Origin of the sequence: Puerhibacterium sp. TATVAM-FAB25, assembly GCF_046535855.1 — a bacterium.
GTDB lineage: Bacteria > Actinomycetota > Actinomycetes > Actinomycetales > Cellulomonadaceae > Puerhibacterium > Puerhibacterium variabilis_A.
This window is the reverse complement of sequence record NZ_JAXUAK010000016.1, coordinates 23,017-40,961: the sequence shown is the minus strand read 5'-3', so window position 1 is coordinate 40,961 and position 17,945 is coordinate 23,017. Positions and strand designations below refer to the sequence as shown.

General features: G+C 77.1%; 20 protein-coding genes. 13 read left to right on the top strand and 7 right to left on the bottom strand.

The window, feature by feature from the left end; translation table 11 throughout:
- The first annotated feature begins 32 nt into the window (after positions 1-32).
- The gene (locus tag U5M74_RS13435; protein WP_410909467.1) at positions 33-1,031 is read left to right on the top strand and encodes an NAD(P)H-dependent glycerol-3-phosphate dehydrogenase; all 999 of its coding nucleotides are present in this window, start codon (positions 33-35) and stop codon (positions 1,029-1,031) included.
- A 2-nt stretch (positions 1,032-1,033) separates the two neighbouring features.
- Here the strand turns inward: U5M74_RS13435 and U5M74_RS13430 are convergent, their stop codons facing one another.
- The gene (locus U5M74_RS13430; protein ID WP_410909442.1) at positions 1,034-2,179 is read right to left on the bottom strand and encodes a trans-sulfuration enzyme family protein; all 1,146 of its coding nucleotides are present in this window, start codon (positions 2,177-2,179) and stop codon (positions 1,034-1,036) included.
- 43 nt (positions 2,180-2,222) lie between these two features.
- On the bottom strand, positions 2,223-3,413 hold the full coding sequence (locus U5M74_RS13425) for an acyl-CoA dehydrogenase family protein (RefSeq protein WP_410909441.1): 1,191 nt from the start codon (positions 3,411-3,413) through the stop codon (positions 2,223-2,225).
- A gap of 72 nt (positions 3,414-3,485) precedes the next feature.
- On the opposite strand from U5M74_RS13425, the gene U5M74_RS13420 reads away from it, so the two are divergent.
- Both U5M74_RS13420 and U5M74_RS13415 read left to right on the top strand, forming a co-directional pair.
- Positions 3,486-4,712, top strand: a complete 1,227-nt coding sequence (locus U5M74_RS13420; protein ID WP_410909440.1) for a D-alanine--D-alanine ligase family protein — start codon at positions 3,486-3,488, stop codon at positions 4,710-4,712.
- A gap of 82 nt (positions 4,713-4,794) precedes the next feature.
- Positions 4,795-5,205, top strand: a complete 411-nt coding sequence (locus U5M74_RS13415; RefSeq protein WP_410909439.1) for a VOC family protein — start codon at positions 4,795-4,797, stop codon at positions 5,203-5,205.
- A gap of 23 nt (positions 5,206-5,228) precedes the next feature.
- Here U5M74_RS13415 and U5M74_RS13410 read toward each other — a convergent pair whose 3' ends face one another.
- On the bottom strand, positions 5,229-5,768 hold the full coding sequence (locus U5M74_RS13410) for a DUF3515 family protein (protein WP_410909438.1): 540 nt from the start codon (positions 5,766-5,768) through the stop codon (positions 5,229-5,231).
- Between the two features lie 79 nt (positions 5,769-5,847).
- Here U5M74_RS13410 and U5M74_RS13405 point away from each other — a divergent pair, with 79 nt between their 5' ends.
- On the top strand, positions 5,848-6,864 hold the full coding sequence (locus U5M74_RS13405; RefSeq protein ID WP_410909437.1) for a thiamine-phosphate kinase: 1,017 nt from the start codon (positions 5,848-5,850) through the stop codon (positions 6,862-6,864).
- Between the two features lie 32 nt (positions 6,865-6,896).
- Here U5M74_RS13405 and U5M74_RS13400 read toward each other — a convergent pair whose 3' ends face one another.
- The 3 genes from U5M74_RS13400 to rpmB all read right to left on the bottom strand — a co-directional run bounded on the left by U5M74_RS13400 (position 6,897) and on the right by rpmB (position 8,275).
- Positions 6,897-7,280, bottom strand: a complete 384-nt coding sequence (locus U5M74_RS13400) for a YciI family protein (RefSeq protein ID WP_410909436.1) — start codon at positions 7,278-7,280, stop codon at positions 6,897-6,899.
- Positions 7,281-7,377: 97 nt separating this feature from the next.
- The gene (locus U5M74_RS13395; protein ID WP_410909435.1) at positions 7,378-7,911 is read right to left on the bottom strand and encodes a GNAT family N-acetyltransferase; all 534 of its coding nucleotides are present in this window, start codon (positions 7,909-7,911) and stop codon (positions 7,378-7,380) included.
- Between the two features lie 172 nt (positions 7,912-8,083).
- Positions 8,084-8,275 (bottom strand): 50S ribosomal protein L28, encoded by a 192-nt coding sequence (gene rpmB / locus U5M74_RS13390; RefSeq protein ID WP_069984843.1) that lies wholly within the window; start codon positions 8,273-8,275, stop codon positions 8,084-8,086.
- Positions 8,276-8,480: 205 nt separating this feature from the next.
- Here rpmB and U5M74_RS13385 point away from each other — a divergent pair, with 205 nt between their 5' ends.
- The 9 genes from U5M74_RS13385 (at position 8,481) to mutM (ending at position 16,930) form a co-directional block, all read left to right on the top strand.
- Entirely contained in the window at positions 8,481-10,262 is a 1,782-nt protein-coding gene (locus U5M74_RS13385; protein ID WP_410909434.1) for a DAK2 domain-containing protein, read from the top strand.
- A complete protein-coding gene (locus U5M74_RS13380) occupies positions 10,259-12,502 on the top strand; it encodes an ATP-dependent DNA helicase RecG (RefSeq protein ID WP_410909433.1) in 2,244 nt (747 codons plus the stop codon). The genes U5M74_RS13385 and U5M74_RS13380 overlap by 4 nt, the downstream gene beginning before the upstream one ends.
- Before the next feature lie 89 nt (positions 12,503-12,591).
- Positions 12,592-13,236: an RsmD family RNA methyltransferase gene (locus U5M74_RS13375; RefSeq protein ID WP_410909432.1), complete on the top strand. Its 645-nt coding sequence runs from the start codon at positions 12,592-12,594 to the stop codon at positions 13,234-13,236.
- Between the two features lie 22 nt (positions 13,237-13,258).
- Positions 13,259-13,768: a pantetheine-phosphate adenylyltransferase gene (coaD, locus tag U5M74_RS13370; protein WP_410909431.1), complete on the top strand. Its 510-nt coding sequence runs from the start codon at positions 13,259-13,261 to the stop codon at positions 13,766-13,768.
- Complete coding sequence (locus U5M74_RS13365) at positions 13,765-14,310, top strand: hypothetical protein (RefSeq protein ID WP_410909430.1); 546 nt, start codon at positions 13,765-13,767, stop codon at positions 14,308-14,310. Before coaD ends, U5M74_RS13365 begins: the two co-directional genes overlap by 4 nt.
- 183 nt (positions 14,311-14,493) lie before the next feature.
- On the top strand, positions 14,494-15,069 hold the full coding sequence (locus U5M74_RS13360; RefSeq protein WP_410909429.1) for a YceD family protein: 576 nt from the start codon (positions 14,494-14,496) through the stop codon (positions 15,067-15,069).
- A 2-nt stretch (positions 15,070-15,071) separates the two neighbouring features.
- Entirely contained in the window at positions 15,072-15,266 is a 195-nt protein-coding gene (gene rpmF / locus U5M74_RS13355) for a 50S ribosomal protein L32 (RefSeq protein ID WP_069984441.1), read from the top strand.
- Between the two features lie 31 nt (positions 15,267-15,297).
- A complete protein-coding gene (rnc, locus tag U5M74_RS13350; RefSeq protein ID WP_410909428.1) occupies positions 15,298-16,014 on the top strand; it encodes a ribonuclease III in 717 nt (238 codons plus the stop codon).
- Positions 16,007-16,930, top strand: a complete 924-nt coding sequence (gene mutM / locus U5M74_RS13345; protein ID WP_410909427.1) for a bifunctional DNA-formamidopyrimidine glycosylase/DNA-(apurinic or apyrimidinic site) lyase — start codon at positions 16,007-16,009, stop codon at positions 16,928-16,930. The genes rnc and mutM overlap by 8 nt, the downstream gene beginning before the upstream one ends.
- A gap of 54 nt (positions 16,931-16,984) precedes the next feature.
- On the opposite strand, the gene U5M74_RS13340 is transcribed toward mutM, so the two are convergent.
- The gene (locus tag U5M74_RS13340; RefSeq protein ID WP_410909426.1) at positions 16,985-17,941 is read right to left on the bottom strand and encodes a phosphoglycerate dehydrogenase; all 957 of its coding nucleotides are present in this window, start codon (positions 17,939-17,941) and stop codon (positions 16,985-16,987) included.
- Positions 17,942-17,945 lie beyond the last annotated feature (4 nt).

Sequence of the window (17,945 nt, the reverse complement as noted above, 5' to 3'; positions counted from 1 at the left end):
CGGACCCCACCACGGACCCTGCGGCGCAGCCGCTGGTCGCCGCCGTCCTCGGCTCCGGCTCGTGGGGCACCACGTTCGCCAAGGTGCTCGCCGACGCCGGGTGCGAGGTGCGCCTGTGGGGCCGCGACCCCGAGGCGGCGCGGGAGGTCACCGAGCGGCACCGCCACAGCCGGTACCTGCCCGACGTCGAGCTGCCCGCGCGCCTGACCGGCACCACGGACGCCGCGGCCGCCCTCGCCGGCGCGCGCGTCGTCGTCGTCGCCGTGCCGTCGCAGGTGGCCCGCGGCGTGCTCGACGGCGTGCGCGACCTCGTCGAGCCCGACGCCGTCGTGGTGTCGCTCATGAAGGGCGTCGAGCTCTCCACCGACCGCCGCATGAGCCAGGTGGTGGCCGAGACGCTCGGCGTGCCGGACGAGCGCGTCGCCGTCGTGTCCGGGCCCAACCTCGCCCGCGAGATCGCCCACGAGCAGCCCACCGCCACCGTCGTCGCGTCGACGTCCGAGGCGACGGCGCGGCTCGTGGCGTCCGCCTGCACGACGAGCTACTTCCGCCCGTACACCAACCCCGACGTCGTCGGCGTCGAGCTGTGCGGCGCGGTGAAGAACGTCATCGCCCTGGCCGTCGGGATGGCCCAGGGGCTCGGCTTCGGGTGGAACACCACCGCGAGCCTCATCACGCGCGGCCTGGTGGAGATCACCCGCCTGGGCCAGGCGCTGGGGGCGGAGCCCGAGACGTTCTCCGGCCTGGCCGGCATGGGCGACCTCGTGGCGACCTGCGCCTCGCCGCTGAGCCGCAACCACACCCTGGGGCGGCACCTGGGCCAGGGGCTGAGCCTGGAGCAGGCCGTGGCCGCCACGGGCGGCACCGCCGAGGGCGTGAAGTCCTCCCAGTCGGTGCTCGACCTCGCCTCGCGCCACGGCGTGGAGATGCCCATCACCGCGGGCGTGGTCGCCGTCGTCGAGGGCACGCTGCCCATCGCCGAGCTCGGCCCGACGCTCCTGGCGCGCCCGCAGAAGGCCGAGGGCGCCTGACCTCAGGCGGTCGCGGCGCGCAGCGCCCGGTCGAGGTCCGCCCAGAGGTCCTCGACGTCCTCGACGCCCACCGACATCCGCAGCAGGTCCTCGGGCACCGTGACCGACTCGGTCGCGAAGCGGCGGCGGCGCTCGAGCGTCGACTCCACGCCGCCCAGGCTGGTGGCCGGGACCCACAGGCGCAGCGCGGCGACGACGGCGTCGGCCGCCGCGGCGCCGCCGACGGGCCGCAGCCCGATGATCGCGCCGTAGCCGCCCATGAGGCGCGTGGCGCGGTCGTGGCCGGGGTCGGACGGCAGCGACGGGTGGCGCACCTCCGCGACGGCCGGGTGGTCGGCGAGGCGGCGGGCCAGCTCGGCGGCGTTGGCCTGGGCGCGCTCGACCCGCAGGTGCAGGGTGCGCAGGCCGCGCAGCGCCAGCCACACCTCCATCGGGCCGGCGATGGCGCCGTGCAGCGTGCGGTACCCGCGCAGCTCGGCCTCGATGGCCGGGTCGTTCGTGAGCAGGGCGCCCATGACGACGTCGGAGTGGCCGGCCAGGTACTTGGTCACCGAGTGCAGCACCACGTCGGCGCCGAGCTCCAGCGGCCGCTGCACCAGCGGGGTGGCGAAGGTGTTGTCGACGACGGTGCGCACGCCGCGCTCCTTGGCCGCGGCGATCAGCGCCGGCAGGTCGGCGACCTCGAGCATCGGGTTGGTGGGCGACTCCAGCAGCGCGACGTCGGCGCCGTCGAGCGCCGCCACCACCTGGTCGGTGTCGGCGATGTCGACGCGGCGCACCTCGACGGCGCGGTTGGCGGCCAGGTCGTCGGCGAACCCGAGGCTCACCTGGTAGGCGTGGCGGGGCACCACGAGCACGCCGCCGTGCGGCACGGCCGCCAGCGCGGCGGCGACGGCCGCCATGCCGGACCCCATGACGATCGCCGGGCGGGCGGCGCCCTCGAGGGCCGCGAGCGCCGCCTCGAAGTCCTGCCAGGTCTCGGTGCCCGAGCGCGTGTAGAGCAGCTCCTCGCCGGGCGCGCCCTGCGACACGTAGGTGGAGCTGAGCACGATCGGGGCGTTGACCGGGCCGCCCTGCACCCGCGGCGGCCGCCCGGCGGTGACGGCGATCGTGGCCGGGGCGAGGGACTCGAAGGACATCTCGGGCATGGCGGCAGGGTACGACGCCGCACCGGCGGGGCGTCTCGCCGGCTCAGGCCTCGAGCGGCCCCAGCAGCGACTGCGCGACCGTGGAGTGCGCCGACTCGTCGTCGGACGGGTGGAAGATCCCCGCGAGCACGTCCCGGTAGAGCCGGCCGAGCTCGGAGCGGTTGAAGTAGCTCGACCCGCCCGAGGCGCGGATCGCCTCGTCGACGACGTAGCGGGCGGTCTCGGTGGCGCGGACCTTGACGCCGGCCGTGGCGCGGAAGTACCCGGCGCCGCGGTCGACGCCCGCGTCGAGCTGCGCGGCCACCTGGTCGATCTGCGGCCAGATCCCGTCCTGGGCCAGGGCGGCCGAGGCGAGGCGCCGCCGGATGTCCGGGTCCTGCGCGTAGGCCTTGCCGGTCTTCATCGACGTGCGCCGGCCCACCGTCTCGACGGCGAGCTCGAGCGCCCGGTCGGCGATGCCGGCGTACACCGACGCCAGCAGCACCTCGAACGACGTGAAGATGCCCAGCACGTACGGGTCGAGCGACGGCCCCGGGGCGATCCGGCGCATCACCCGGTCGGCGGGCGCGTGGGCGCCGTCGAGCACCGTGGTGCGCGACTGGGAGGCGCGCATGCCGATCGTGTCCCAGTCGTCGAGGATCTCGAACCCGCCGCCGTCGCGGGTGACGAAGGCGTGCACGATCACCGGGTTGTCCGGGTCGGTGGCCGAGTCCAGCCCCATGACGCCCAGCCGGGTCCAGCCGGGGGAGTTGGAGGTGAAGATCTTGCGGCCGTGGAAGGTGTAGCCGCCCGCGCCGTCGGGCCGGGCCTCGGTGCGCGCGCCCAGCAGCACCAGGTCGTTGCCCGCCTCGGAGTAGCCGAAGCCGAACACCTCGCCGGCCGCCGCCTCCTCGAGCAGCCAGTCCATCGACGCGTCGCCGCGGTCGTGCAGGTAGCGGGCGACGCCGACCCACACGTGGTGCATGTTGACCGCCAGCGCCGTCGCCGGGGCCGCGCCCGCCAGGCGCGCCTGCTCGTGCGCCGTCTCGCGCAGCCCGAGCCCCGCGCCGCCCAGCTCGGCCGGCACCAGCGCGCCGAGGTACCCGGCCGCCCGCAGGTCGGCGAGGTCGTCGGCGAAGAACGCGTTCTCGCGGTCGTAGGCCGCCGCGCGGCCGCGGACCGTGGCGAGCAGGTCGTCGTCGAGGAGGGTGCGGGAGGGCAGCGTGGCGGTGCCCACGAACGGTTCGGCGGCCATGGGACCTTTCCTACCACCCGGACCCCGCTCGCGGACCCCGGGGCGCCGCGGCGGTCCGGTAGGGTCGGCGCGATGTCCGAGACCGCCCCGACGCCGCCCGCCGGCGCCGCCCCCGCGCCCGCCACCCCCACCGCCGACCCGACCGCCGCCGCGCCCGCCGCGCCTGCCGTCGACGCCCCGGCCGGCACCCGCAAGACCCGCGTCGCGCTGCTGTTCGGCGGCCGCTCCGGCGAGCACGCCGTCTCCGCGGCCACGGCCGCCGGCGTGCTGCGCGCCATCGACCGCGAGAAGTACGACGTCGTGCCGGTGGGCATCACGCGCGACGGTCGCTGGGTCGTGGCGGCCGACGAGCCGGAGCGCTGGGACATCACCGCCGGCCGGCTGCCCGAGGTCACGGCGGGCTCGGGCGGCGAGGTCGTGCTGTCGCTGACGTCGGGGGAGCGCACGCTGCGCGTGCTGGAGCCCGGCCGGGTGCCGGACGTGCTCGGCCAGGTCGACGTCGTCTTCCCGCTGCTGCACGGCCCGTTCGGCGAGGACGGCACGCTGCAGGGCCTGCTCGAGCTGGCCGACGTGCACTACGTCGGGGCCGGCGTGCTCGCCTCCGCCGTCGGCATGGACAAGCACTTCATGAAGCTGGTGCTCGCCGGCCAGGGCCTGCCCGTGGGCCCGTACACGGTGATCCGGCCGCAGGACTGGGACCACCGCCGCCCGGCGTGCCTCGGCGCCGTCGAGACCCTCGGCCTGCCCGTGTTCGTCAAGCCGGCCCGCGCCGGCTCGTCGCTCGGCATCACCCGCGTCGACGACCTGGCCGACCTGCCCGCCGCCGTCGAGGAGGCCCGCCGGCACGACCCCAAGGTGATCGTCGAGGCGGGCATCGAGGGCCGCGAGGTCGAGTGCGCCGTGCTCGGCGGCCGGGACGGGCAGCCGCCGCGGGCGTCGCTGCCCGGCGAGATCGTCGTCGACCACGCCACGCACGCGTTCTACGACTTCGAGGCCAAGTACCTCGACGAGGCGCACGTGGACCTGCGCTGCCCGGCGGACCTGCCCGAGCACGTCATCGCGGAGGTGCGCCGCCTCGCGGTGCGCACGTTCGAGGCGGTCGGCGCCGAGGGCCTGTCGCGGGTGGACGTGTTCGTCACGCCCGACGAGCAGGTGGTCGTCAACGAGATCAACACCATGCCGGGGTTCACGCCGTTCTCGATGTACCCGCGCATGTGGGCGGCGTCGGGCCTGGCCTACCCCGAGCTGGTCGACGAGCTCATCCAGCTCGCGCTGGAGCGCCCCACCGGCCTGCGCTGACCCGGCCTGCGCCGAGCCGTCCTGCGCCGACCCGTCGCCGGCTCGCCGGCGCCGCGTCGGCGGCGGCTGGCACGGTGGCGGCATGGACCAACGACTGAGCCTCGTGACCCTCGTCGTCGCGGACGTCGAGGCCGCCCGCCGCTTCTACGCCGACGGGCTCGGCTGGGAGCCCGCCTTCGTCGGCGCCGACGTGGCCATGTTCCGCGTGGGCGAGAAGGTGCTGCTGTCCCTGTGGGACGCCACCGCGGCCGCCGCCGAGATCGGCGAGGTCTCCGGGGCGGGCGCGGCGCCGCTCACGCTGGCGCACAACGTCGCCAGCCGCGAGGAGGTCGACGCCGTGCTGGCCCTCGCCCGGCGCGCCGGGTCGCCGCGCGTGGGGGAGGCCGTCGAGCGCGAGTGGGGCGGCTACTCCGGCTACTTCGCCGACCCCGACGGGTTCCGGTGGGAGGTCGCCCAGAACCCCGGCCCGCTCGGCGACTCGCTGCTGCCGTAGCCGCGGGTCACGAGCACTGCGGGTCACGAGCACTGCGCGGTGGCCTCGACCTTCGACACGGCCGGGGCCAGGTCGCCGATGAACGACGTCGAGTGGTCCTCGGTGACGGCCGGCGGCACCAGCACCTCGACGGCGGGCTCGCGGCCGTAGGTGACGAAGCGCCACGTGCCGTCCTCGCCGGCCTGGACGATCCAGTCCACGGTGCCCGTGGGCGACTCGACGTGCTGGCAGTCGGCCGACGGCCCCGGCGGGGTGACCCCGCAGCGCAGCGTCACGGCGGCGCCCGCGCTGCCCCACGCCGTGGTGGCCTGCGAGTCGGTGCTCAGCTGCGGCAGGTCGCCGCCCAGCTCGTCGGGCAGGGTCAGCATCACCTCGGCGCACTTCGGGTCGGCCGCGTCCTCCGCGGCGGGCACGCCGATCGTCGGCGCGCAGGCCGCCAGGGCGGCGACGGAGGCGAGGGCGAGCGCGGCGGGGACGGCCCGGGCGGGGCGGGGCCGAGCGGGGCGGGGCCGGGCGGTGACGGAGGCGGTGACGGAGGCGGTGACGGACGGGCGGCGGAGCACCCGACCACGGTACCCGCGCCGGCGCCGCCCTCCCGCCCCGGGTGGGCTGCCTCCCGGCGACGCCCCGTAGGGTCTCCCCGTGACGTCCCCCGACCCGCTGCGCGTGGCCGACCTCGACGAGTCCGCGCTGCTCGCGCGGATCTTCCCGCTGCTGCCCGCGGGCGCCGCCACGCTGCTCGGTCCCGGCGACGACGCCGCGGTCGTCGCGGCCCCGGACGGCCGGTTCGTCGTCTCCACGGACGTGCTCGTCGAGGACCGCCACTTCCGCCGCCGCTGGTCGACGGGGTACGACGTCGGCGCGCGGGCCGCGGCGCAGAACCTCGCCGACGTGGCCGCGATGGGCGCCCGGCCGACGGCGCTCGTCGTCTCGCTGGCCGTGCCCGGCGACCTCGCGGTCGCGTGGGTCGAGGGGCTCGCGCGCGGCCTCGCCGACGCGTGCGCGCCCGCGGGGGCTGCCGTCGTCGGCGGCGACCTGTCCGGCGCCGACGCCGTGGTGGTCGCGGTGACCGTGCACGGCGACCTCGGCGGGCGGGCGCCCGTGCGGCGCTCCGGCGCCCGGCCGGGCGACGTCGTCGCCCACGCCGGCGTGCGGGGCTTCTCGGCCGCCGGCCTCGCGCTGCTGGTCGCGGGCGTCGCGGCGCCCGCCGACGGCGCCCTGGGGGCCGACGGCCCGCTGGCCCCGTTCGTCGCCGGTTACCTGCGCCCGCGGCCGCCGCTGGGGTCCGGCCCGGCCGCGGCGGACGGCGGGGCGACGGCGATGCTCGACGTCTCGGACGGCCTGCTGCGCGACGCCGGGCGCGTCGCGGCGGCGAGCGGCGTCGTCGTCGACCTGGACGGCGATCTGCTCGCGCCGGACGTCGCCGCGCTCGCCCCGGCGGCCGCGGCCCTCGGTGCGGACGACGGCACGGCCCTCGGCTGGGTGCTCGGCGGCGGGGAGGACCACGGGCTGCTCGCGACCTTCCCGGCGGACGCGGCCCTGCCCGCGGGCTTCCGCGCCGTCGGGCACGTGCGGGCGGCCGACGGCGCGCGGCCCGGGGTCACCCTCGACGGGGCGACGCCCGACGTCGGCCCCGGCTGGGACCACTTCGGCGGCTGAGCCGCCGGGCGTCGACCGACCCCTCCGGCGTGTCAGGCGTCCCAGTCGTAGGCCGGCCGCAGCTCGACCGCGTCACCGGGCCCGGCGAAGCCGCGGGCGACCTCCTCGGCGCGGGCACGGGTGGCGACGTCGACGAGGAAGAACCCGGCGAGGTGCTCGTCCGCCTCGGCGTACGGGCCCTCCGTCGCGAGGACGCCCCGGTCGGACCAGCGCAGCACCGTCGAGGTCGCGGGGTCGGCGAGCGCCTCGGCCGCGACCAGCTCCCCGCGGGCGGACAGGTCGGCGAGGAAGGCGTCGAACGCGGCGGCGCTCTCCGCACGCTCGGCCGCGGGACGGGCGCGGCCCTCGGGCGTGAGGTCGATCGTGGGATGGCCCCAGGGCTTGGGGTGCGAGTGGACCAGGACGACGTACCGCATGGCGCTCCTCCTGACGGAAGGCGGTGCCGTCGGCACCGATGAGCCACAGGGTGGCCCGTGCCCGGCGCGCTGTCGACCCGTCGCCGTCCCCGGGCGCTCAGCCGCGGCGGTAGCGCACCTCGGTGACGGGGGTGCCGCCGAGCTCGTCGATGCGCTCGATCCCGTCGGCCTGGAAGCCGTGCCGCCGGTAGAAGTGCTGCGCGCGCTCGTTGTCGGCGAGCACCCACAGGGTCATCGGGGTGCGGGGCGGCAGGTCGGCCAGCACGGTGCGCATGAGCTCGCGCGCCACGCCGCGGCCCCAGGCGCCCGGCTCCAGGTACATGGCGTACAGCTCCTGCGTGCCGGCGTCGGCGTCCTCGTCGAGCGAGGGGCCGAAGCTGGCGAAGCCGACGGTGCGGTCCCCGGACTCGGCCACGAGCACGCGGGCCCCGCCCGGGCGCGAGCCGTCGCTCTCGGCGATCGCGGTCTGCCACCGCTTCGCGCGCACGGCCGGGTCGAGGCCCTCGAGGAAGGCCTCCGGCAGGATGCTGGAGTAGGCGCTGCGCCACGAGGTGACGTCCACCTGGGCGATGGCCTGGGCGTCAGACGTCTTGGCGGGCCGGATGGTCACGCCGTCGAGATCCACCGTCATGGGCTTAGCGTGCCACCTGCAGGGCTGCCGACCAAGCGGTATTGGTGAACCCTTCACGAACTCTTGGCAGTCGGGCGGTGCCGGGACGCGACGGAGCCCGCCGGGACGTGTCCCAGCGGGCTCCGTGAAGATCTGAGGCAGTGCTGCGGGCGGACCCGTCAGCGCAGCGGGCTCACGCCTGGCGCGTGACCTTGCCGGCCTTGAGGCACGAGGTGCACACGTTGACGCGCTTCGGGGTGCCCGCGACCACGGCACGCACGCGCTGGATGTTCGGGTTCCAGCGGCGCTTGGTGCGGATGTGGGAGTGCGAGATGCTGTGCCCGAAGCCCGGGCCCTTGCCGCAGACGTCGCAGTTGGCAGCCACGGTGTCTCCTGATGTGTCGTGCACGTCCGCTGCGGGGCAGCGTCGACGTGGTGGTGGAAAGGTCGGGGGCCCGATCGTGACCGGGCAACCACGACAGGATAGCCGACGCCCGGGACGGTCTCCAACGTGGGGCCGGTCACCCCGTCCGCGCCGCTACCGTGGACGTCAGCCCGGGCGAGATCCGCACGGGGACGAGGAGGCGCGCGTGACCGACGAGCTCCGTGGGGCCGTCGTGCGCGCCTGGGCCTCCCTCGCGGTCGGTGCCCTGGCGCGCGAGCGTACCGCCATCGACCGCGTCAACGTCTTCCCCGTGGCCGACGGCGACACCGGCACGAACCTGCACCTGACGCTGCGCGAGGGCGCCCGCGCGCTGGCCGGCGCGGACGCCGGCGCCGGCGGCCCCGCGCTGCTGCGCCGGCTGGCCCGGGGCGCGCTGCTCGGCGCGCGCGGGAACTCGGGCGTCATCCTCAGCGAGTGGCTGCGCGGCCTGGCCGCCGCGGCCACGCACGGCGACGCGCTCGCCGTGGGCCTCGACCGCGCCGCGCGGACCGCCCGCGCCGCCGTCGCGCACCCCGAGCCCGGCACGATCCTCACCGCCGCCGACGTCGCCGCCGCGGCGGCCCGGCACGCGGCGGCCGCCCCGGGCGCGGCGACCGACGACGTCCTGGCGGCGGCGGTGCGCGGGGCGCGCGAGGCGGCGTCCTCGAGCGTCGCCACCCTGGCGCCGCTGGCCCGCGCCGGCGTGCTCGACGCCGGCGCGTGCGGGCTGGTGCTGGTGCTCGACGCGCTGGCGGTCGCCCACCGGGCCGCCTCCGCCGCGCCCGCCGGCGCCGCGGTGTCGGTGGCGACCGCGATGATCCCTGTCGTGACCCCCACCACGGTCCGGGCGCCGGCTCCCGTGACGCTGGGCCTGGAGCTCGCCGGGCACGCGCCGGACCCCGGCGCCCCGGGCCTGCCCGGCGGCGCGCACGCGCCCGGCCACGAGCACGGACACGAGCACGGCCACGGGCACGAGCACGAGCACGGGCACGCCGACGCCGACGAGCTCGAGGTGATGTTCGTGCTGCGCCGCGCCGCGGGCGCGCGGGAGTTCGCCGAGGGGGAGGTGGCCCGGGCGCTGCGCGCGGACCTCGACCGGGTCGGCGGGTCGGTCGTGGTGGTCGGCGGGGCCGGCGAGGACGAGGACTCCGTCTGGCAGGCGCACGTGCACACCACGGACCTCGACGCGGCGCTGGCCGTGGCCCGCGAGTGGGCGCGCCACGGGCACGTCGACCCGGCCCACGTGCGGCACCTCGCGGTGCCCGAGGAGGGCTGGGGCGTGGTGGCCGTGACCGGCGCCCCGGCGCTCGCCGCCGAGCTCGCGCGCGGCGGCGCCGTCGTGCTGCTGCCCCAGGGCGGCCCCGTGACGCCCGACGACGTCGCCCTGGCGGCGCTCGGGACCGGCAGCCCCGTGCTCGTGCTGCCGGCCGGCGTGGACGCCGACGCGGTCCGCGCGGCCGTGGCGCGCCGGACGGACGGCGACGGCCCCGACGGTGCCGGTGCGGACGGCGACGGCCCCGACGGTGCCGGTGCGGCCGGCGTCGTGGTCGTGCCCGCGCCCACCGACGCCCACGTCGCCGTCGGCGTGGCGACGCTCGCCGGGGCGGCCGACCTGGCCGACCCGGCCGCGGTCGTGCGGCGCTCCCTGGCCGGGCTGCGGGTCGCGACCGCCGACGCCGCGGGCGCCGAGGACGCGCTCGCCCGCCTGCTGGGCGCGGGGCCGGCCGCGGTGGTCACGGTCCTGACGGACGCGGACCTGCCGGAGGCGGTCGCCGGGGCGCTGGCCGCGGCGGCGGAGGCGGCGACGGCGGGGGCGGAGGTCGTGGTGCTGCCCACCGGGCGGCCCGGCGGCGGCGTCACGATCGCGGTCGAGGGCGGCGTCGAGGGCGGGGTCGAGGACGGCGTCGGGAACGACGCAGGGCACGGCGAGGAGGAGGCGGGCGCGTGACGGGCCGGCTGGAGGAGAAGCTCACCCGGCTGCTGGGGACCCGCAGCGGCGCGGCGCTGGAGAAGATGGGCCTGGTCACCGCCGACGACCTGCTGCGCCACTATCCGCGCCGCTACGCCGAGCCGGGCCAGCTCACGGACATGGCGCAGCTCGCGCTCGGCGAGCACGTCTCGGTGCTCGCCCGCGTCGCCGAGGCGACGGTGCGGCCCATGCGCAACCGCGGCGGCGTGCTGCTGCAGGTGGTGGTCACGGACGGCCGGCAGCGGCTGGCGCTGACGTTCTTCGCCCGGCACGCCGGCGCGCTGCGCGGGCACGAGGCCAAGCTCGTGCCGGGCCGCACCGGCGTCTTCTCCGGCACCGTGAGCGCCTACCGCGGCGAGCGGCAGCTGACGCACCCGGACTACGTGCTGGTCGGCGGCGACGTCGAGGACGCCGACGCCGCGCTCGACGAGGCGAGCAAGCCGATGCCGATCTACCCCGCCACGGCCGCGGTGCCCACGTGGCGGCTGCAGCGGGCGGTGCGCACCGTGCTCGACCCGCTCACCGAGGACGACGTGCCGGACCCGGTCCCCGCCGAGGTCCGCGCGAGCGCCGGGCTGCCGAGCCGCCTGGAGGCCCTGCGCCGGGTGCACGCCCCGGCCACCGCGGCCGACTGGCGGGCCGGGCAGCACCGGCTGCGGTACGAGGAGGCCTTCGTGCTGCAGGCCGCGCTGGCGCAGCGGCGGGCCGCCGCCGCGCAGGAGGACGCCACCGCCCGGCCGCCGCGGCCCGCGGACGACCCGGGCATCCTGGCGCGGTTCGACGCGTCGCTGCCCTTCACGCTCACCGCGGGCCAGCGCGCCGTCGGCACCGACATCGCGGACGACCTGGCCCGCCCGCGGCCGATGCAGCGCCTGCTGCAGGGCGACGTCGGCTCCGGCAAGACCGTCGTGGCGCTGCGCGCCATGCTGCAGGTGGTCGACGCGGGCGGCCAGGCCGCCCTGCTCGCGCCCACCGAGGTGCTCGCCGCCCAGCACGCCCGCACGCTGCGGGCGCTGCTCGGCCCGCTCGCCGAGGGCGGCCTGCTCGGCGGGGCCGAGGACGGCACGCGCGTCGCGCTCCTGACCGGCTCCCTGCCCGCCGCCGCCCGCAAGACGGCGCTGCTGCAGGCGGCGAGCGGCGAGGCCGGCATCGTCGTCGGCACGCACGCCCTGCTGTCGGAGCACGTGCAGTTCGCCGACCTCGGGCTGGTCGTGGTGGACGAGCAGCACCGCTTCGGCGTCGAGCAGCGCGACGCCCTGCGCGCCAAGGGGCGGGTCGCGCCGCACCTGCTGGTCATGACGGCCACCCCGATCCCGCGCACCGTCGCCATGACCGTGTTCGGCGACCTCGAGGTCTCGTCGCTGACCGAGGTGCCCGCCCAGCGCGCCGGCATCCGCACGCACGTGGTGCCCGCCGACAACCCGCGCTGGATGGAGCGCACCTGGCAGCGGGTGCGCGAGGAGGTCGACGCCGGGCACCGGGCGTACGTGGTCTGCGCGCGCATCCACCCGGACGAGGAGGACGACGCCACCGGCAAGGCCAAGGCGGCCGAGTTCGACGACGAGGTGCCGGAGTTCCTCGACGGCGACGCCGAGGAGCGTCCGCCGCTGCGGGCCGTGCTGGAGGTGGCCGACGCGCTGCGGGCGACGCCGGCGCTCGCGGGGCTGGAGGTCGGCGTGCTGCACGGCCAGATGCCGCCGGCGGAGAAGGACGCGGCCATGGCGGCGTTCGCCTCGGGCGCCAGCCAGGTGCTGGTCTCGACGACGGTGATCGAGGTGGGCGTCGACGTGCCCGAGGCCACCGCGATGGTGGTGTTCGACGCCGACCGCTTCGGCCTGTCCCAGCTGCACCAGCTGCGCGGCCGCGTGGGCCGCGGGTCGGCCCCGGGGCTGTGCCTGCTGGTGTCCACCGCGCAGCCCGGCACGCCGGCCGCCGCGCGCGTCGAGGCGCTCGCGGAGACCACCGACGGCTTCCGGCTCGCCCAGCTCGACCTCGAGCTGCGCAACGAGGGCGACGTGCTCGGCGCCGCGCAGTCCGGGCGCACCAGCTCGCTGCGCCTGCTGCGGGTGGTCAAGGACGCCGACCTCATCGAGGAGGCCCGCCGGGCGGCCGTCGCGCTCGTCGACGCCGACCCCGGCCTGTCCGGCCACCCGCTGCTCGCCGCGGCCATCGCCGCGCAGCTCGACCCGGAGAAGGAGGAGTTCCTCGAGCGGGCGTGACGCGCGGCGGTCCCGGCGGCCCACGGGGTCCCCGGAGCGACAGCCCGCCGTTTCGACAGCCCGACCGGCGCGAACCTAGGCTCGCGCGCATGACGCGGATCGTGGCCGGGACCGTCGGCGGGCGCACCCTGCGGGTGCCGGCGAAGGGCACCCGGCCCACGAGCGAGCGCGTGCGCGAGGCGATCTTCTCCCGCCTGGAGCACTACGGCGTCGTGGACGGCGGCCGGGTGCTCGACCTGTACTGCGGCTCCGGCGCCCTCGGCATCGAGGCGGCCAGCCGCGGCGCGGCCCGCGTGACGCTCGTCGACGCCCAGCGGCGCGCGGCCGACGTCGCACGGGCCAACGTCGCCGCCCTCGGCCTCGCCGGCGTCGTGCGCGTCGTCGCCGACGACGCCGTGCGCTACGCCGCGTCCCTCGCGAGCGCGCTCCCGGCCGGCGCGTCCCCGGCCGGCGCGGACGACGCCCCCGCCGCGCCCCCGCCCGCACCCGGGCCGGGCCTGCCGCTCGACCTCGTCTTCCTCGACCCGCCGTACGACCTGGCCGAGGAGGCGCTCGCGGCCGTGCTCGGCCACCTCGCCGCGCCGGGCGTGCTCGCCCCGGAGGCCGTCGTCGTCGTCGAGCGCTCCACCCGCAGCCCCGAGCCGGCGTGGCCCGCCGGGCTCGTGCCGCTGGCGCGCAAGGACTACGGCGAGACCGCCGTGCACTACGCCGAGCCAAATGCCCCCGCCGCCTGACGCCGCGGCATACCGTGACCGCGTGACCATCGCCGTGTGCCCCGGGTCCTTCGACCCGTTCACCCTCGGCCACCTCGACGTCGTGCGGCGCGCCCGCCGCCTGTTCGACGTCGTCGTGGTCGGGGTCGCCAGCAACGCCAGCAAGAACGCCCTGCTCACGCCGCCGCAGCGCGTCGAGGTCGCGCGCGCGGCCCTGGCCGCCGACGCGGGGACCGTCGACGTGCGCGTCGAGCTCGTGCCCGGCCTGCTGGTGGACTTCTGCCGCGAGCTGGGCGCCGTGGCGGTGGTCAAGGGCCTGCGCGGCGGGGCGGACTACGACCACGAGGTGCCCATGGCGCTGATGAACCGGCACCTGACCGGGCTGGAGACCGTCTTCGTCACGGGTGACCCCGCGTACGCCCACGTGGCGTCGTCCCTCGTCAAGGACGTCGCGCGGTTCGGCGGGGACGTCGCCGACCTGGTCCCGGCGGCCTCCGCCGCGGCCGTGGCGGCGGCGCTGAGGCAAGCACGAGAGCAGCAGGAGCAGCGATGAGCCAGAACAGGACCACCTCGGACCAGCCGGCGCAGGGCATGACGCCGACGGACGTGCTCGACGTGCTCGAGGAGCTCGCCGGGCTGATCGAGAACGCGCGGCCGCTGCTGATGTCCTCCGACGTGCGCGTGGACCGCGACCAGGCCCTCGGGCTCGTCGACGAGCTGCGCGGCGGCCTGCCCGGCGCCATCGAGCAGGCGGACACGATGCACGCCCAGGCCGCCGAGGAGCTCGAGGAGGCCCGCCGCTCGGCGGAGGAGACCATCGTGCAGGCGCGCCAGCGGGCGATGGAGCTGGTGCAGCACGAGCAGGTGGTCGCGCAGGCGAAGGCGCGCGCCGCCGAGATCGTCGCGGAGGCCGAGCAGCAGGCCGCCCGGCTGCGCGCCGACGCCGACGACTACTGCGACCGGCGGCTCGCCGACTTCGAGCGGGACCTCGAGGGGCTCGTCGGCCAGGTGCGGGCCGGGCGGGCGAAGCTCGCCGAGCGGCTCGAGCCCGAGCCGGTGGAGCGCCTGCGCCGCGACCGCGACGCCACCGACTGAGGTCGGGCGGCCGGGAGGCCGCCCGGTCGGCCGTGTGCCGGGTGGTCGGCGTCACGCCGGCGGCGCGTTGGCCGCTCCCGGCCGATGACCTAGACTGGTGCGCTGGCCCGCGTCCCGGAGAGATCCGTGACCGGCTGCCGACCCCCTTTGCCGAAACCCTCCTCGACCTGCCCGGAGACCGCCATGAGCACCGAACCCCGTTCGCCGCTCGTGCTCGACACGCACGAGCTGTCGCGGCGACCCGGCACGATGGCGGAGGTCGCTCGCGTCGTCAAGGCGCCCGCCGACCTCGGCACCGCCGTCATCGGCATCCCGGAGGGATCCGCCCTCACGGTCGGGGTGCGCCTGGAGTCGGTCATGGAGGGCGTCCTCGTGACCGGCGTCGTGCGGGGCACCGCGGCGGGGGAGTGCGTGCGCTGCCTCGAGCCGCTCAGCGAGGAGCTCACCGTCCGGGTGCAGGAGCTGTTCCTCTACCCGGAGCGCGCCCGCGCCGCCGAGGACATGGGCGACGACGAGGACGAGCAGTACGTCCTCGAGGAGGATCTGGCCGACCTCGAGCCCGCGGTTCGGGATTCGGTCGTCACTGCACTACCATTTCAACCGCTGTGTCGGCCGGACTGCCCTGGCCTGTGCTCCGAGTGCGGTGCACGGCTCGCGGACGACCCTGATCACCACCATGACGTCGTCGACCCCCGTTGGTCGGCGTTGCAAGCCATGCTCGAGCAGTCGAGCGTGACCGACGAGACGAAAGAGAGCTAGCCGTGGCTGTTCCCAAGCGCAAGATGTCGCGCAGCAACACCCGTGCGCGTCGCTCGCAGTGGAAGACCACCGCGGCGACCCTCACGACGTGCCCGAACTGCAAGGGACAGAAGCTGTCCCACGCTGCGTGCCCGACCTGCGGCACGTACAAGGGGCGTCAGTACGCCGAGGCGCTGCGCACCGAGCACGCGGGCTGACATGCCCGTGAACGGCACGGCTGCATCATCGATGCCGGCGCCGACCGCTCTTCTCGAGAAGCTCGGGGTCCACCTGGACCCCGAGCTTCTCGTCCTTGCGCTGACGCACCGGTCGTTCGCGCACGAGGCCGGCGGCATCCCCACCAACGAGCGCCTGGAGTTCCTGGGCGACACCGTGCTGGGGCTCGTGGTGACCGAGGCGCTCTACCGTCGCCACCCTGACCTGTCCGAGGGCGAGCTCGCGAAGATGCGCGCCGCGACGGTCTCGCAGCGCTCCCTCGCCGCCATCGCCCGCCGCCTCGAGCTGGGCCGGTACGTGCTGCTCGGCAAGGGCGAGACGCGTACGCGCGGCTTCGACAAGGACTCGATCCTGTCGGACACCGTCGAGGCGCTCATCGGCGCCACCTACCTCTCGCACGGCCTCGAGACCGCCCGCGAGCTGGTGCTGCGCCTCGTCGACACCACGCTCGACGCGGCCGCGGGGCTGGGCGCCGGCCTCGACTGGAAGACGTCGCTGCAGGAGGCCGCGGCCCTGCGCGGCCTCGGCGCGCCGGTCTACGAGGTGACCTTCGAGGGGCCCGAGCACGCCCGCGTGTTCCACGCGTCCGTGACGGCCGGCCCGGTGCTGGGCCTCGGCCAGGGCACCGCCAAGAAGCACGCCGAGCAGGCCGCCGCCGAGCAGGCGTACCGCGCGCTGCAGGCGCTGCCCGTCGAGCCCGCCGACGGGACGCCGCCCGCCCGTGCCTGAGCTGCCCGAGGTCGAGACCGTCCGCGACGGGCTCGCCCGCCTCGTCGTGGGCGCCCGGGTGCGCGACGTCGAGGTGCTGCGCGACTACAGCGTGCGCCGGCACGACGGCGGCCCGGCCGCGTTCGCCGACCAGCTGCGCGGCCGGCGCCTGGCCGCCGCCGCCCGGCGCGGCAAGTTCCTCTGGCTGCCGGTGGGGCAGGACGCCGCGCTCCTGGCGCACCTGGGCATGTCCGGGCAGCTGCTCGTGCGCGACGGCGCCGACCCGTGGGTGCACCCGCACCTGCGGGTGCGGATGCACCTCGAGGACGCGCCGTCGGGCGCCACGGCCCTCGACTTCGTCGACCAGCGCACGTTCGGCCACCTCGCCGTCGTCGACCTGGCGCCCACGCCCGACGGCGCGCCGGGCGGCCTGGGCACCGACCGGCCCGCCGTCCCCGAGCCCGTCGCCCACATCGCGCGCGACCTGCTCGACCCCGTCCTCGCGACGGGCACCCCCGGGCGCGAGGCGGTCGTGGCGGCGATCCGCCGCCGGCGCACCGGGGTCAAGCGCGCGCTGCTGGACCAGACGGTGGTCTCCGGCATCGGCAACATCTACGCCGACGAGGCGCTGTGGCGCGCGCGGCTGCACTTCGCCCGCGCCACGGACGCGATGCGGCCGGGCGACGTGCGCCGCGCGCTCGACGCCGCCGAGGAGGTCATGCGCGAGGCGCTGGTGCAGGGCGGCACGAGCTTCGACTCCCTGTACGTGAACGTCAACGGCGCGTCGGGCTACTTCTCCCGGTCGCTCGCCGTCTACGGCCGCGAGGGGGAGCCGTGCCCGCGCTGCGGCACGCCCGTGCGCCGCGACGCGTTCATGAACCGCTCGGCGTTCACCTGCCCGGTGTGCCAGCGCCGCCCGCGCGACGGCCGGTGGTGACGCGGCCGGTGGTGACGCGGCCGGTGGTGGCTGGCCGGTCCTGACGCGGCCGGGTCAGCGCTCGACGACGTTGCGCAGCCGCGCGGCGCCCCCGGCCTTCCATGCCCGTACCTGCTCGGTGAGGAACTGCTGGGCCTGCTGCGGGCGGCCGCCGGCCACGTGCGGCGTGATGATGACGTTCGGGGCGTCCCACAGCGGGGACTCGGCCGGCAGCGGCTCGGTCTCCGTGACGTCGAGCGCCGCCCCGGCCAGCCGGCCGTTCGCGAGGGCGTCGACGAGCGCGGCCTCGTCCACCGTGGCGCCGCGGCCCACGTTGACGAACCGTGCGTGCGGCGGCAGCAGCGCGAGCCGGTCGGCGTCGAGGGCGTGCTTGGTCTCCTCGGTCGCGGGCAGCACGGACACCAGCACGTCGGTGCTCCGCAGCAGCTCGGGCAGGCCGGGCTCGTCGACCACCGGGAAGCCGGCGCGCTCGCCGGCGGTGCCGGCCACGCCCGTGACCCGGGCGCCGAGCGCCGCCAGCAGCGGGGCGAGGCGCTGCCCGATCGAGCCGAAGCCCCAGATCGTCACCCGGGCGCCGTCGAGCGTGAAGGTGCGCCCCTGCTCGGCCGAGGCCTGCTCCTTGCCGAGCGCCCGGTCCCAGACGTGGTCGCGCTGGGCGGCCAGCGAGCGGTCGAGGCGGCGCACCGTGGCCAGCACGAGCGCCAGGGCGTGCTCGGCCACCGTCGAGTCGTGCAGCCCGCGCCCCGAGGAGACGACGACGTCCGGGGCGAAGCCGGCGCCCAGCGCGGCGTCCGGGCCCGCCGACAGGGTCTGCACCCAGCGCAGCCCCGTCAGCCGCCGCGCGGCGTCCTCGAGGACGCGCGGCGGCGTCGACCAGGTCACGAGCGCCTCGGCGTCGAGGTGCTCGTCGGGGATCGGCTCCCGCATGACGTAGGGGACCGCGACGTCCGCCGGGTCGTCGAGGTCGGGGACGATGTCGAACGGGACGTTGCCGGGGACGAGGATCTTCACGCGT

Coding starts and splice junctions, on each gene's coding strand:
- U5M74_RS13425 (WP_410909441.1), bottom strand. CDS start 3,413: ATGGCCGCCGAACCGTTCGTGGGCACCGCCACGCTGCCCTCCCGCACC.
- U5M74_RS13360 (WP_410909429.1), top strand. CDS start 14,494: ATGAGCACCGAACCCCGTTCGCCGCTCGTGCTCGACACGCACGAGCTG.
- U5M74_RS13395 (WP_410909435.1), bottom strand. CDS start 7,911: ATGACGGTGGATCTCGACGGCGTGACCATCCGGCCCGCCAAGACGTCT.
- U5M74_RS13365 (WP_410909430.1), top strand. CDS start 13,765: ATGAGCCAGAACAGGACCACCTCGGACCAGCCGGCGCAGGGCATGACG.
- rnc (WP_410909428.1), top strand. CDS start 15,298: ATGCCGGCGCCGACCGCTCTTCTCGAGAAGCTCGGGGTCCACCTGGAC.
- U5M74_RS13375 (WP_410909432.1), top strand. CDS start 12,592: ATGACGCGGATCGTGGCCGGGACCGTCGGCGGGCGCACCCTGCGGGTG.
- U5M74_RS13430 (WP_410909442.1), bottom strand. CDS start 2,179: ATGCCCGAGATGTCCTTCGAGTCCCTCGCCCCGGCCACGATCGCCGTC.
- U5M74_RS13400 (WP_410909436.1), bottom strand. CDS start 7,280: ATGCGGTACGTCGTCCTGGTCCACTCGCACCCCAAGCCCTGGGGCCAT.
- U5M74_RS13415 (WP_410909439.1), top strand. CDS start 4,795: ATGGACCAACGACTGAGCCTCGTGACCCTCGTCGTCGCGGACGTCGAG.
- U5M74_RS13420 (WP_410909440.1), top strand. CDS start 3,486: ATGTCCGAGACCGCCCCGACGCCGCCCGCCGGCGCCGCCCCCGCGCCC.